This is a genomic window from Chryseobacterium sp. OSA05B, from assembly GCF_019970065.1.
Lineage (GTDB): Bacteria > Bacteroidota > Bacteroidia > Flavobacteriales > Weeksellaceae > Chryseobacterium.
Window position 1 is genome coordinate 1 of the sequence record NZ_JAHXYH010000001.1, and the last position, 12,345, is coordinate 12,345.

Sequence of the window (12,345 nt, forward strand, 5' to 3'; positions counted from 1 at the left end):
TTGCAAAATAATCTTCTACTTTGTATTTAAAATTCCCTTTATCATAGGAAATCAGCTTGTCAAGGGTCTCTTTGGTAGAGGGAAGCGTAGGGTCGCCCGGCAGTTTAGCCGTTGAAGTTTGTGCATTTATCATCATTGCTGACAGTACGATCTGAGCCGCACCAAAAAATTTTGCATTTAGATTCATAACTTATGTTTTTAAGATTAAACGGTATAAAGTAAGATTTTAAAAATAGTAAATATCTTTGCTTAATATGACGCACTTAATCTCAATATGTTACACAAATCACAATTAATTCATTAAAAAAATATATTTATAGAAAATAATTAAGCATTAAAATGGTATTCATGTTTTTTTTCCTAGTAATCATTAACTTAAATAAATTCCAAAATAGTATGTCCAGGCTATTAAAATAAGCTGCATCGGAATTCGCTCCTTATAAAGATAATTCATACCGGGACCAGTATAGTCTGCTTTGAAAATATTAATGTTTTTCTTTGAAGAATTGATGTTGGCCATAAAAACCAGAACATAAAAAATAATCAGCAGTATTGCAGTCAGTTCACGTACAGATGGGATCATCAATCCTATTCCGGCTGCAATTTCAAGAATTCCTGTGAAATAGACCCAGAACATTTTACCGGGAACCAATTCAGGAATCATCATCGCCATTCCTTTCTGAAATTTAAAGTGGGAAAACCCTGTGAATATAATGAATACAGCCATTCCCAGATTTCCTGAGAATAAAAAATCAGGCTTTCCCTGAAGGGCGAATGTAGCCACCAGAGCGAGAAGAAATGTTCCGAAAAGAATGCTTAATAATTTCATAGGGTTGTTTATTATAACGGATTAGAAAGATACTGCATCTTCTCTTGATATCAATAAAAACCTTATAGATTTCATATATCTATAAGGTTAGTTTTTATTAAAGCAAGTACGGATTATTTATTTTCGGCAAGGTTTTTCACCACTTCCAGGCCTTTTGTAAACCCCATATCCAGATGCTCTTTCCATTCTTTATCTACCTGTACCTCAGCGTGAAGCTTGGTTTTACCTTCCAGATCAATGAGGATATATTTTTCAAAAGCACCGCTCCATTCCATTACTTCTTTGCTGTGTATATCTTCATTCCCTTCTTTGTCTACCATTCCCAGATGTTTAAAAATGATCTGATTGGGTTTATCCAGACTGTCAATAGTGGATACCATCCCTGCGCCTTCAGCATTCACAAAATAAGTTTTTCCTCCAACGGTCCAGTCGGATTTCATGACAGATCCAGGACCAAAAAACTGAGTCCATTCGGTATAGGTTTCAGGAGTCCACAGAACGTCCCATACTTTCTGTGATGGGGCGTTGATAACGATTTCATAAGATAAGGTTTCCATATTTTAAGTTTTTGTAATTTTTATATTGTGTGGTTTTACAGCTGGTTTTCTGAAAGATTTTTCACAATTCCCAAAGCGACCGGGAATTTCTCTTCAAAAAACGTTTTAAACTCTTCAGGAGTCTGAATTTCAATTTTCAAGATGGTGCCCGTTTCAGTTTCTTCCAAAATATAAGCTTCTGTAGCTTCGCCCCAATCCTGAGGTGTTTCTACACCATCATAAATTTCTCCAAGATGCAGGAGCTTCAATTCTTTATGGGAGATATTTTTTTCAACACGGCTGTACATTCCGTTATTATTGGGATCGAAAAACTTCATGATGCTTCCCTCTTCAAATGTTCCCTGATAAAAAGAACCTTCCGTAAAAGCTGTTGTCCACTGTCTGTAGGTAATATCACTCCAGAGTACATCCCATACTCTTTCAGTAGGTGCATCAATCTGGATTTCAAAAAATATTTTTTGCATTGTTTTTTATTTAGGTGTTAGATGTTAATAACGGGGATAGAGCCAGGAATCAAGATGCTAGATATCAGACATCAGATTTCAGATACCAGATGCCAGATGCCAGATGCCAGATGCCAGATGCCAGATGCCAGATGCCAAAAATACTATTACTGATCGTTATAACCTCCAGTTTCTAGCTTCTAATCTCTAGCCTCTAACTTCTGATTCTCACCCTCCAACGAAATCTCCCCCATTGACATGAATCACTTCTCCTGTAATGTAATCCGCGTCTCTGGAGGCGAGAAAAACATATGCCGGAGCGACTTCTGAAGGCTGTCCCGCACGTTTCAGGGGTGTATCTTTTCCAAATGTTGAAAGATCATTGAAAGCTTCTTTTACCAATGGCGTCCATATAGGTCCCGGAGCAACTCCGTTGACTAGTATTTTCTTTTCAGCAAGATTGGTTGACAGCGAGCGTATAAAGGATAAAATAGCTCCTTTGGTTGCCGCATAATCAATCAGATGATCACTTCCCCGATAGGCTGTAACCGATGTCGTACAGATTATCCGGCCTCCTTCTCCCATCAAAGGCAGAAAATTTCTTGTGAAAGAAATCATCGAGATGATATTGGTAGTAAAAGTTACGTTAATCTGCTCATCAGTGATCTTTTCAAGGCTGTTCTTTGAAGTATGGATTCCGGCATTATTGACCAGAATATCCAGATTCTTCCAGTCTTTTTTTATTTTTTCAAAACATCTTGTTCTGAACGTTTTTTTGGTGAGATCCCCTTTAATCAGAATACATTTTTGGCCTTCTTTCTCTACCAGTCTTTTTGTTTCCTTAGCATCCTTGTCGCTTTCTTTATAAATGACTGCGATATCTGCTCCTTCTCTTGCAAAATGAACGGCTACTGCCTGCCCTATTCCGCTGTCTCCACCTGAGATGACCGCCTTTTTCCCTTTAAGTTTCCGGCTGCCCTGATAATCGCTACGGATGATCTCGGGAAAGAGTCCGTCTTTAGGAACTTTTGATTTGGATTGTGACTTGTTCTGTGTTTTCATAAGCAAATCTTTATCTAAACTCCATCAAACAGCAAGCCGAAAACTAAAATCTAAAATAGTAAAACCGCTGAAAAACGAATTTTCGTTTCATCATTCAACCCTTTTATCATTAAGAATTATAAGCTTCTTCCAGGTCTTTTACAACGATTTTCTGCATTTTCATCATCGCCTGAACTACTTTTTGAGCTTTTGACTGATCGGAATCGTTCATGAGTTCAATGAGTCTTTTCGGAACAATCTGCCAGCTCAATCCATATCTGTCTTTCAGCCACCCGCACATACTTTCTCTTCCACCTTCTGAAATAAGCGTATTCCAAAGGTGATCGGTCTCCTTCTGATCATCGGTCATGATAACGATAGAAATTCCTTCATTAAAATCAAATTGATGATCATAAGAATTATCCATGCAGAAAAAGCTGTAGCCGTCGATCGTAAATTGGGCATGCTGTATGTTTTCGGCAGGTTCTGTGATAGGATGCCCTTCTCCTCCGTCACCATATTTCAAGATGTTTCCAATGCTTGAATTCGGAAAAGTTTTGGTATAAAACTCCATGGCTTCTAAGGCTTTTCCATTGTTCTGATGGATAAACATCATGGTTGGAACTATTTTCTGTGATTCCCGTTTATCTCCCAAAAACAGCTGCCATGTTACGCCGTATTTATCCTGTACCCAGCCATATTTTTTGCTCCAGGAATAGGAATCCAGAGCCATAAGAGCCATTCCTCCTTCCATAAGCTGATCCCAGTATTTCTGAACCTCATCTTCCGTTTCGCAGATGATCATAAAGGAAACTGAAGGATTCTTTGTAAAATGAGGACCGCCGTTCAGAAGCATCAGTTTTTGTCCGAACAGATCAATATTCATGACCACGGGAGTATCTGCAGTGATCTTTCCGTCAAACACCTGACAATAGAATTCTGCCGCCTCTTTCGATTCCTCATCAAACCAGAGGCATGGGAAAATATCGTTATTCATCGTATTAAATTTAAGAGTTGAAATATATAGTTTTATCAGCCATTACCAGCTGAAAGAGCCCACAATAACGGAAGTTTCCGGTATTACGGGTATGAGTTTTTGAAAGAAACCTGATGCTCTTTCATATGGTTTTTAAGTTTCTCCATGACATTCTTGCCGAAACCATGAAGCTGCATGATCTCTTCTTCAGAATAGTCCGACAGCTTTTCAAGAGAGTCTATTTTCTCTCTTTCCAAAGACCTTCTCGCCGGTATTGCAATAACGCCGTTCAGGAAATTATTACTTTTAGCAAAATGATTAACAGCGCAAACAGAGCTTAAACATTTTGCCATTATCAAGAGATTGATCATGACTTAAAATGCGTATTTTAATGATTTTCAACATACTTGTGAAAATTATTGAGAATAGCATACCAGCCATCTCGCTGCATTTCCACAGAATTTTGTTTTTCAGGATCGAAAATCTGAATAACCTTTGTGGTATTTTCGTCTATCTTGTCAAACAGGACTTCTACTTTTCTTCCGTCCTCCAGATGGTATTTAATAACCGCATTCGGAATCACCTCATCATAAATTCCTTCAAAATCGAAACCGAAGCTTTTATCTTTCGCCTCCATTCTTGCTTTAATTTTTCCTCCCACTCTTAAATCATTTTCTGCACTTGGACATTCCCAGGTTTCATGGGCAAAATTCCATTTCGTGATGTGTTTCGGTTCGTTAAAATAATTCCAAACCTTTTCTACAGGGGCCAAAATCGTGATATCTATCTTAATAGGATCCATAAATCTACTTTTTAATGTTGAAATAAAAAGGCAGTCCGGGTGAACTGCCCTCCATAAATTGAGTTAAATATAAGACTATTTTGCAGATTGTTCATTATAGTTCACCATCCAATGAACACCATATTTGTCCTGAAAACTTCCGAAATAATCTCCCCAAAACTGGTCTTCAATGGGCATTTCTACATTTCCGCCTTCAGAAAGTCCTTTGAAAAGTCTGTCTGCTTCGTCTTTTGATTCCGGAAAAATTGAAACGTAATTATTATTTCCTACGTTAAGGGTCTGTCCGAAGCTTGGAACAATATCCGAAGCCATCAGAAGATCTTGCCCGATCGGAAGCGCTATGTGCATGACCCTGTTTTTTTCTTCTTCTGATAAATTTTCAGTTCCGGGAGCGTTTCCCATTTTGTGGATTTCGCCAAAGAATTCTCCTCCGAAAACAGATTTGTAAAAATTGAAAGCTTCTTCTGCTTTCCCGTCAAAATTTAGGTATGGATTTAATTTAGCCATGATTTCTTGTTTTTAAATGTTATTATTAATTAATGATTTGTTTTAAACGCTATAAAGCACGAGGTAAGATTAATGGGTTAAAAACTTCACCACCTCGCCTACGGTGAAGTTTATTAAATGATCATCCGTATTTCCTTCGAAATTGGCCATCATGTAGGAACCATGCGTTGCGGGCAGGATCATCAGTTGAGAATCCGGGATCAGTCGCCACATTTCCACCACATGTTCCGGTTTCATAACATCTTGGTCCCCGCTGATGAATAATGCGGGAGCATCTATGGATGTTAAAATGCTCTCATCCCAGTCTTCAAAAGTCTGCATCCTTTTGCTGTCTTTGTCGAACAGGTTTTCCAATTTTGAAAAATCCGGATTCAGATTTAGAAAATTAATTTTAAGAGGTTCCGGCATTGACTCCAGTGTGGCTTCTGCCATACTTTCGAAAAAGCCGTCCATCATTCCGTTTCTTTTATAAAATGCAGAAGCGACAATCAGCTTTTCAACGATTTCAGAGTAAAGATGAGCAACCTGCATCACTGTATTCCCGCCGTTGCTGAAGCCCCAGAAAAAAGCTTTTTCTACATGGATCTCCCTTAAAAGAGCAGCGATATCATGAGCATCTTGTTCAAAGGTTTCAGGAATATCGCGGTGATCAGTCATTCCATGGTTTTGAAGATCTATTCCTATCAACTGGAACTGATTTTCAAGCCTGGAGATCACTTCTTTAAAATCAAACAGAATTGAGGAGCCTCCACCATGAATCAGCACCAGAGGTTTTCCGGAACCGTAGATCTCATAGTACATACGGATCCCGTTGACCTGTTTGTAGCCTTTTTCTTTGGGTTCCATTGATTAGTATTTTATATTCTCATCCACATCATAGGTCATTCCCGGATAGCCAAGGATCTTTCTCATCAGGCCGATCTGTCCGCATAAATAGTCTTCCCGGCCGATGCACATTCCTGCGAAATTGAGTTTGGTTTCACGGATAAAAGGGATATTCATTCCCATCTCAAAAATTTCATCCAGTTCTTCATCTGTCACTTCTAAAAGCTTTTGGAATATCTTTGGCGAAATATCATGGAAATTTTTCTCAAGTTCGTCTAAAGTCGGGTATTTATTACTCTCATCTAGAGCTTTCCCCTGAAAAAAAAGATCACTATACGGATCTTCATCCCTGAGGCCTAAAACCCATCCCAGGCTGTAGCGCATGTTCACAAAGTTTCCTGCCATCCAGACAATATGGTTGGTTTTTCCTTCAATTCTTTTTAATCCGTCTTCTTCCGAAATACCGTCCAAAACATTGAGAAAGCTTTGGGTATGCATTCGGTAGGCCGGAATAATGATTTCCATTTTTTTTGATTTTGGTGTGTCCATTTTCTTGATTTTTAGTTGTTTTAAAAATGATATCTTTCTGCATAAGGAACATGAAGTCCCTCTTCTACAAATTTTCTCAAAATCCTTAAGTAGGTTGCCCAGCAGAATGAGCTTTGACGGAAATGTTCATGGGTATCTTTCCACCCGGTATGGTAAAAACTGATTCTGGTGCCGTTTCCCGTTTCTGTTAAAACAAACCCAACGCTGGTTCCTATCCAGTCCTGGTCACCTTCTGTTATTAAAAATTCAATTTCATTAGGAGGACTGAACTTTGAGACTTTTCCCTGTAAGATGTCTGTTTCAGAAAACTCGAAAGTATATTCCGCATCGGGTTCAGGATTGCCCTGGCAATAATGAGTCCACCATTCATTGAGAAATTCGGGAACGGAAACCATCCGGAATACATTTTCCAGTGTTGCGTCTACTTCCAGATTGTGAAAGATTGAAAAGGAATTTTCCATCATTATTTGTTTTGGAATTTGACGTATTATTTTATCGCTCCTGGTTTTCCCAGGATTCTTCTCAGATAGCCCAATTGTCCGCCGTGATAGAGTTCATGAAGACAGAAAATCGCAATATCATTGATTGTTTCAGGAGCAAAACTTTCCATGCTGATGAGTTTTGCTTCCAGCCTATCCTGAGATTGCTGCAGATAAGATTTCAGCTCCTCAAAGGTGACCAGCTCGTCTTTTCTTTCAAGCGGAATTGCACCTCTCTCATAGCATGAAAATTTTTCACCATCCCAGACTGATTCTTCTCCAAGAACATTTAAGAAGGCATTTCTGATGTAAATTAAATGTCCGAGGATCCAGTTCATACAATTGGCTTCACCATTCGGAAAAATCATGGATTCTTCCTGGGTAATGCCGTCGATATTCATTGAAATTACTTTGTAGTTGCTGAATACCTGCACTTTTACGATTTCAATGTCGTTTGATTGGGTTTCCATAGCTGTACGCTTTATTTTCTGCGGATTTTCCAGATTGTTGGAATTTTTAAAATTCAGTAGGCATTTGAGACATATCAGCAAATGTGATATTCCAGCCGTGTCCGTCCAGGTCCCAGAAAGAGTTCTGATACATCCATCCGTAATCCTGAGGTTCCTCATGTTGTGAAGCTCCATTCTGCAAAGCGGTATTCACCACCTGATCAACTTCTTCACGACTGCTAAGAGCAATGGCGACAAGAACCTGAGTGGTATCTCCTTTCGGAACGGGTCTTTCGGAAAAAGTCATGAAATATTCTTCGGTCAGGAACATGACGTAGATGCTGTCTTCCTTTATCACAACGCACGTCGCTTTGTCATCTGAAAATTGTTCATTGATTTCAAATCCGAGTTGGATCCAGAATGCTTTTGTTTTCTGAACATCTTTTACCGGAAGGTTAACATAAATTTGATTGGCTTTCATAATTGTAATTATTTGGTGTTAAACTATAAACCAAAATTACCAAGCCTTCATGAAAATCAACTTGCCATAGGACAAGATTTAATTTTTCTTTGGATGAGAGACGATTTCCTTACGGATCCGGCTTAAAGAAGTGTCTGTAACGCCCAGATAGGACGCAATCTGCTTAAGCGGAGCAAACTGCACCACCTGTGATTTCTGTTCTAAAAGATTAAGGTAACGTCTGGTGGCAGACAGGGTAAACATTTCTACAGAACGCTGTTTATACGCGAAAAGTTCTTTCGACATCCACGATCTTCCCCATTCTCTGAGGTTAGGTATTTTGTGAAAAAGTTCCTGAAAAGTGTCATAATCAAAACGCCAGCATTCGCAGTCTGTGATACACACAATATTTTCCTGGGAAGGAATTCTCTGGAAAAGCGACAGCACTTCAATAATGATCTCGTTATCGGCAAAAAAATGAGTAGTTACTTCATTTCCGTTAAAATCGTTAACGTAGGAACGCGCCAGGCCTTTTTCAAGAATATAGTATTCATTGGCTGTTTTTCCTTCTTCCAGAATCATATCTCCTTTTTGAAATGAGACTTTTTCGTGGGCCTGAAAAATTTCTTCAAGCTCTTCCTGAAAAAAGAACGGGAAATCATAACAGATTTCTAAGGCTTTGCTGGTCATTGAATTGGTGCTTTTTTAAGGCTTTAAAAATATCATTTTTAATTGAATCCGGAATAAAAAAAATTAAACAGATTAATGAAGTACATAGAAAAAGCTTCATTTAACTGTATTATTACTAATTGTTTTTATTCTTTCTAAATAATTAAACAGATTTCTAATCACCTTCAAATCTTCGAAAAGTTTGTGCTTTACATCAGAATAAAGAAAGCTGGATCGGTTTAGGTTTTTTAGGAGGTTCTGCATCTCCAAAAACCGTTTTCCCTCCGAAACGCCAGGAATTCTGTCTTTCTTCTTCTATCACCTGCTGAATGTCGAAATCGGGAGTAAAGTCTTTTTCTGTGGCAACTACAATTTGATGCAGCTTATTTAAAGTATTCAGCTTGTCGGAGCTTCCAAGTTTGGATTTTTCAATGCCTTTTCTGAGAATGCTGATGCTCTCATCATAGGTTTTAGTCGGAACCGGAAAAGGATGTCCGTCTTTTCCGCCATGAGCAAAGGAAAATCTCGCAGGATCTGCAAATCTTGAAGGCGCTCCATGGATCACTTCACTTACCAATGCGAATGACTGCATTGTTCTCGGTCCTACGCCTTCCAACATGAGAAGATCTTCGAAATTCTGTGGCTGCTGTTCACGGGTTAAGTACAAAAGAGCTCCGAGACGTTTTAAATCAACATCTGAAGCCTGAACATCATGATGCGCGGGAAGGATCAGCCTTGAAAAATCTTTCATGACATCTATGGAATCGGTATGGGAAATATCCAGAATTCCCTTTCTGTTTTCCGAAGCGTCAGCATCGGTAAGATTGAGTATTTTTCCTCTTGAAACACCGTTGATTCCTGTATGAGGCTCTTCTATAAATGATTTGATGTTTCCGGAATGCCAGTGATACCGTCTTGCTGTACCATCCGACTCGTGCATTCCCTGTTGTACCACACTCCAGCTGCCATTATCAGCCAGTATAAAATTGTGCAGATAGAGTTGATACCCATCCTGAATGGCTGTATTGTCCACTTTTGCGGAAAGTTTGCTGGCTCTGACCAGTTCATGACCGTTCAGTCCGGTTTTATCAGCAATCTGAAGGAGTTCTGAAGGTGTTTCTCTTGAAAATTTTCCTTTCCCACCGCAGATATAAAGCCCGAGCGACTGTGAGTTGGGATTAATGGAACGCTTCAAAGCCCCCATAACCGAGGTGGTGATCCCTGAAGAATGCCAGTCCATTCCCATCACCGCTCCAAAACTCTGAAACCAGAAAGGGTCTGCAAGCCTTCGGAGGACCTCATCTTTTCCGTAGTCCATCAGAATCACTTCAATAATGGAAAGTCCGAGTGCGGACATACGCTCATACAGCCATGGCGGTACTTTTCCATAGTGCAGGGGCAGATCGGCGGTTCCTGAACGTTTCATTATACAAAGGTAATTATCGTATTATTAATTTTTGATGATTGGGATCATTTGTTTTGGTTGCAGATAGGTTTTGGCTAAACCCTCAATGCCGATTTTTTCTATAAAAATGGACTAAAGTCCGTTCCTATTGAATTGAATGCTTCAAAGTTCTTTTTTAATTGCAACCATTAATGAATAGAACAGAATTCAAGGTCTTTGTGTTTCTCTTCATCAAATTCTTCATTAAATATAATTTTGTTTCCGAAAGGATCATGGACTGTAAATGAAACTGCTCCATAAAAAGCTTTTTCCAATCCGGGGTAGTTATATTTATATTTTTTACCGATCAGTTCTTTATGGTATTCTGAAACACCTTCGCACCAGATAAACACCTTGCTTCCGGGTGTTCCGTCATCGTGATGTTCGCTTAAATGAAGGATAATATTTCCTTTTTTCACTTCCATATAAACGGGGGTATTTTCCTCGAAATGATGTTCCCACTCGATCTCAAAACCGAGCCAGTCTACGTAAAATTCTATTGTTTTTTTGTAATCAAAAATTCTGAGAATGGGAATCATTTTTTCTGCTTTCATGGCTTATGGCTTATGGCTTATGGCAAAATAATTATTACTGATGGGAAAGTAGATTAATTAAATTTCCGAACGGGTCTTTTACATAAAACCTCCGGACACCCCAATCTTCATCGGTGATTCCGTAAGTAATTTCAAAGCCTGCCTGCTTTATTTTGTCGTACAATTCATCTACGTTGTCTACTTCAATGGAAAGTAACGGAACTTCCGTATCATTTCCGCCCTGAGTGGCAAAGCTTATTTGAACCCTGGCTTCTTCATCGTTTCCAAAGGTTTTGATCCAGCCATGATCCATCAGAATTTCAAGGCCCAGAATTTCATTATAAAACAGATCTGCTTTGGAGAGATCTTCACTCTTTATATTGGCGACAATTCTTTTTATCATTGTTCAACGGATTTAGAAATTATGAATGCCAAAAAAAGCCCTGCTAAATAAAATTTCAACAAGGCTTTTATAAAATTTTATTTTCAGATTTTATTTTAAAGCAGAAAGAGCTGCCTCATAGTTAGGCTCATCTGCAATTTCAGAAACCTGCTCTGTGTATACTACTTTATTATCAGCATCTGTTACGATGACAGCGCGGCTTAAAAGTCCTTTCAATGGAGAATCTGCGATAGTCAGCTGATTATCATCCCCGAAGCTGCTTCTGAAATCTGAAAGCGTTTCTACATTGTCTAATCCTTCTGCCGCACAAAATCTTCCCAGTGCAAAAGGTAGATCCTTAGAAACGTTGATCACCACTGTATTATCAAGGCTTGACGCTTCTTCATTAAATTTTCTTGCAGAAGAAGCACAAGTCGGTGTATCAATACTTGGAAAGATGTTGAATACTTTTTTCTTGCCTTCAAAGCTTTCTAGTGTTTTTACATTTAAACCTGAATCCACCAAAGCAAAATCTTTAATGGTTGTTCCTACTGATGGTAATGTACCTATTGTGTTTACTGCGTTTCCTTTTAATGTAATATTTGACATAAATTAATTTTTAGTTTTTCAAATTTACTCAAAATAGAAAATTTCTGAGGATAAATAAAGGTTAAATAATTCTTAAAGTAAGTTGGAAGTTTGAATCAAGAGCCTGAACTATGATTTCAGATGGTAGAGGGATGCGAGATTCGAACCAGCAAATATCAACCAGCAACTCCCTTTTACTCTCAGAACTCGAACCCCGTAACCCGCCACCACCTCAATCTTAATTCCCTGACCGCGAACAGAGGTTACAGCGAAAATAAAAAGACTTATCCGTCTGAAGTGATTTTTAAGCTAAATTTTTATTTATATTCGCAATCCAAAAAAATAATAGCCATGCGAAAAAAAATTACTTTCCTGCTCTTCGGAGTGCCGGTCTTTGGTTTCGCCCAGTCTGTGATCGGAAACATCAATTCCGGGGCAGTTTCTGATACTGGTTTCATACATTCTGTAGGGGAAATTTATGTAATTCCTTCAGATCCTGACCAGGCTAATTCAGGGACACTGGGAATGTTCTACCAATCCGTATTACAGGTTTTAGGCGTTAAAGAACTTGAAAAAGATAACGTTAAGATTTACCCCAATCCAACTGCTGATTTTGTTCACATCACTCTTAAATCCAATTCAAAAATTGAGGAAGCTGAAGTGTATGACGCCGCAGGAAGACTTGTTTTGAAAGCGAAACTGGACAGCGGAAAGCTTGATCTCCGCAGCCTTCATTCCGGGATGTATATGATCTCTTTTAAAAATCCGGATCTAAAACCTATTAAAATCATCAAAAAACCTTAAAAACTCAT

Annotated in this window: 20 protein-coding genes; 1 reads left to right on the plus strand and 19 read right to left on the minus strand. The window is 38.7% G+C overall.

What is annotated here, in order from left to right; translation table 11 throughout:
* The 19 genes from LC419_RS00005 to tpx form a co-directional block, all read right to left on the minus strand.
* On the minus strand, positions 1-187 hold a 187-nt coding region (locus LC419_RS00005), incomplete at its 3' end, for a hypothetical protein (RefSeq protein WP_223605406.1).
* A gap of 183 nt (positions 188-370) precedes the next feature.
* A complete protein-coding gene (locus tag LC419_RS00010; RefSeq protein ID WP_223605407.1) occupies positions 371-829 on the minus strand; it encodes a hypothetical protein in 459 nt (152 codons plus the stop codon).
* A gap of 113 nt (positions 830-942) precedes the next feature.
* Positions 943-1,386 (minus strand): SRPBCC domain-containing protein, encoded by a 444-nt coding sequence (locus LC419_RS00015; protein WP_223605408.1) that lies wholly within the window; start codon positions 1,384-1,386, stop codon positions 943-945.
* A gap of 35 nt (positions 1,387-1,421) precedes the next feature.
* Positions 1,422-1,850 (minus strand): SRPBCC domain-containing protein, encoded by a 429-nt coding sequence (locus LC419_RS00020; RefSeq protein WP_223605409.1) that lies wholly within the window; start codon positions 1,848-1,850, stop codon positions 1,422-1,424.
* Between the two features lie 207 nt (positions 1,851-2,057).
* Positions 2,058-2,891: an SDR family oxidoreductase gene (locus LC419_RS00025; RefSeq protein ID WP_223605410.1), complete on the minus strand. Its 834-nt coding sequence runs from the start codon at positions 2,889-2,891 to the stop codon at positions 2,058-2,060.
* 109 nt (positions 2,892-3,000) lie between these two features.
* Positions 3,001-3,867: a VOC family protein gene (locus LC419_RS00030; protein WP_223605411.1), complete on the minus strand. Its 867-nt coding sequence runs from the start codon at positions 3,865-3,867 to the stop codon at positions 3,001-3,003.
* Positions 3,868-3,950: 83 nt separating this feature from the next.
* Positions 3,951-4,199, minus strand: coding sequence for a DNA-directed RNA polymerase subunit alpha C-terminal domain-containing protein (locus LC419_RS00035; protein ID WP_223605412.1), 249 nt, complete (start codon positions 4,197-4,199; stop codon positions 3,951-3,953).
* Between the two features lie 35 nt (positions 4,200-4,234).
* Positions 4,235-4,648, minus strand: coding sequence for an SRPBCC family protein (locus LC419_RS00040; RefSeq protein ID WP_223605413.1), 414 nt, complete (start codon positions 4,646-4,648; stop codon positions 4,235-4,237).
* A 75-nt stretch (positions 4,649-4,723) separates the two neighbouring features.
* The gene (locus LC419_RS00045; RefSeq protein ID WP_223605414.1) at positions 4,724-5,155 is read right to left on the minus strand and encodes a VOC family protein; all 432 of its coding nucleotides are present in this window, start codon (positions 5,153-5,155) and stop codon (positions 4,724-4,726) included.
* 69 nt (positions 5,156-5,224) lie between these two features.
* The gene (locus LC419_RS00050; RefSeq protein ID WP_223605415.1) at positions 5,225-6,001 is read right to left on the minus strand and encodes an alpha/beta fold hydrolase; all 777 of its coding nucleotides are present in this window, start codon (positions 5,999-6,001) and stop codon (positions 5,225-5,227) included.
* A gap of 3 nt (positions 6,002-6,004) precedes the next feature.
* The gene (locus LC419_RS00055; RefSeq protein WP_223605416.1) at positions 6,005-6,529 is read right to left on the minus strand and encodes a DinB family protein; all 525 of its coding nucleotides are present in this window, start codon (positions 6,527-6,529) and stop codon (positions 6,005-6,007) included.
* Positions 6,530-6,549: 20 nt separating this feature from the next.
* On the minus strand, positions 6,550-6,990 hold the full coding sequence (locus LC419_RS00060; protein ID WP_223605417.1) for an SRPBCC domain-containing protein: 441 nt from the start codon (positions 6,988-6,990) through the stop codon (positions 6,550-6,552).
* Between the two features lie 26 nt (positions 6,991-7,016).
* Positions 7,017-7,478, minus strand: coding sequence for a DinB family protein (locus LC419_RS00065; protein ID WP_223605418.1), 462 nt, complete (start codon positions 7,476-7,478; stop codon positions 7,017-7,019).
* Positions 7,479-7,524: 46 nt separating this feature from the next.
* Positions 7,525-7,938, minus strand: coding sequence for a VOC family protein (locus LC419_RS00070; RefSeq protein ID WP_223605419.1), 414 nt, complete (start codon positions 7,936-7,938; stop codon positions 7,525-7,527).
* Between the two features lie 78 nt (positions 7,939-8,016).
* Positions 8,017-8,607: a Crp/Fnr family transcriptional regulator gene (locus tag LC419_RS00075; protein WP_223605420.1), complete on the minus strand. Its 591-nt coding sequence runs from the start codon at positions 8,605-8,607 to the stop codon at positions 8,017-8,019.
* 193 nt (positions 8,608-8,800) lie between these two features.
* A complete protein-coding gene (locus tag LC419_RS00080; RefSeq protein ID WP_223605421.1) occupies positions 8,801-10,012 on the minus strand; it encodes a DUF763 domain-containing protein in 1,212 nt (403 codons plus the stop codon).
* A 167-nt stretch (positions 10,013-10,179) separates the two neighbouring features.
* The gene (locus LC419_RS00085; RefSeq protein ID WP_223605422.1) at positions 10,180-10,584 is read right to left on the minus strand and encodes a glyoxalase superfamily protein; all 405 of its coding nucleotides are present in this window, start codon (positions 10,582-10,584) and stop codon (positions 10,180-10,182) included.
* 34 nt (positions 10,585-10,618) lie between these two features.
* Positions 10,619-10,966 (minus strand): VOC family protein, encoded by a 348-nt coding sequence (locus LC419_RS00090; RefSeq protein ID WP_223605423.1) that lies wholly within the window; start codon positions 10,964-10,966, stop codon positions 10,619-10,621.
* Between the two features lie 90 nt (positions 10,967-11,056).
* The gene (gene tpx, locus LC419_RS00095; protein ID WP_223605424.1) at positions 11,057-11,554 is read right to left on the minus strand and encodes a thiol peroxidase; all 498 of its coding nucleotides are present in this window, start codon (positions 11,552-11,554) and stop codon (positions 11,057-11,059) included.
* 330 nt (positions 11,555-11,884) lie between these two features.
* Between tpx and LC419_RS00100 the strand changes: the two genes are divergently transcribed.
* Positions 11,885-12,337, plus strand: coding sequence for a T9SS type A sorting domain-containing protein (locus LC419_RS00100; protein ID WP_223605425.1), 453 nt, complete (start codon positions 11,885-11,887; stop codon positions 12,335-12,337).
* Positions 12,338-12,345 lie beyond the last annotated feature (8 nt).

Excerpts from the sequence above, each read along its gene's own strand:
- LC419_RS00045 (WP_223605414.1), bottom strand. The coding sequence starts at position 5,155 with ATGGCTAAATTAAATCCATACCTAAATTTTGACGGGAAAGCAGAAGAA.
- LC419_RS00060 (WP_223605417.1), bottom strand. The coding sequence starts at position 6,990 with ATGGAAAATTCCTTTTCAATCTTTCACAATCTGGAAGTAGACGCAACA.
- tpx (WP_223605424.1), bottom strand. The coding sequence starts at position 11,554 with ATGTCAAATATTACATTAAAAGGAAACGCAGTAAACACAATAGGTACA.
- LC419_RS00100 (WP_223605425.1), top strand. The coding sequence starts at position 11,885 with ATGCGAAAAAAAATTACTTTCCTGCTCTTCGGAGTGCCGGTCTTTGGT.
- LC419_RS00065 (WP_223605418.1), bottom strand. The coding sequence starts at position 7,478 with ATGGAAACCCAATCAAACGACATTGAAATCGTAAAAGTGCAGGTATTC.
- LC419_RS00025 (WP_223605410.1), bottom strand. The coding sequence starts at position 2,891 with ATGAAAACACAGAACAAGTCACAATCCAAATCAAAAGTTCCTAAAGAC.
- LC419_RS00070 (WP_223605419.1), bottom strand. The coding sequence starts at position 7,938 with ATGAAAGCCAATCAAATTTATGTTAACCTTCCGGTAAAAGATGTTCAG.
- LC419_RS00085 (WP_223605422.1), bottom strand. The coding sequence starts at position 10,584 with ATGAAAGCAGAAAAAATGATTCCCATTCTCAGAATTTTTGATTACAAA.
- LC419_RS00050 (WP_223605415.1), bottom strand. The coding sequence starts at position 6,001 with ATGGAACCCAAAGAAAAAGGCTACAAACAGGTCAACGGGATCCGTATG.
- LC419_RS00075 (WP_223605420.1), bottom strand. The coding sequence starts at position 8,607 with ATGACCAGCAAAGCCTTAGAAATCTGTTATGATTTCCCGTTCTTTTTT.
- LC419_RS00090 (WP_223605423.1), bottom strand. The coding sequence starts at position 10,966 with ATGATAAAAAGAATTGTCGCCAATATAAAGAGTGAAGATCTCTCCAAA.
- LC419_RS00010 (WP_223605407.1), bottom strand. The coding sequence starts at position 829 with ATGAAATTATTAAGCATTCTTTTCGGAACATTTCTTCTCGCTCTGGTG.
- LC419_RS00020 (WP_223605409.1), bottom strand. The coding sequence starts at position 1,850 with ATGCAAAAAATATTTTTTGAAATCCAGATTGATGCACCTACTGAAAGA.
- LC419_RS00030 (WP_223605411.1), bottom strand. The coding sequence starts at position 3,867 with ATGAATAACGATATTTTCCCATGCCTCTGGTTTGATGAGGAATCGAAA.
- LC419_RS00035 (WP_223605412.1), bottom strand. The coding sequence starts at position 4,199 with ATGGCAAAATGTTTAAGCTCTGTTTGCGCTGTTAATCATTTTGCTAAA.
- LC419_RS00040 (WP_223605413.1), bottom strand. The coding sequence starts at position 4,648 with ATGGATCCTATTAAGATAGATATCACGATTTTGGCCCCTGTAGAAAAG.
- LC419_RS00080 (WP_223605421.1), bottom strand. The coding sequence starts at position 10,012 with ATGAAACGTTCAGGAACCGCCGATCTGCCCCTGCACTATGGAAAAGTA.
- LC419_RS00055 (WP_223605416.1), bottom strand. The coding sequence starts at position 6,529 with ATGGACACACCAAAATCAAAAAAAATGGAAATCATTATTCCGGCCTAC.
- LC419_RS00015 (WP_223605408.1), bottom strand. The coding sequence starts at position 1,386 with ATGGAAACCTTATCTTATGAAATCGTTATCAACGCCCCATCACAGAAA.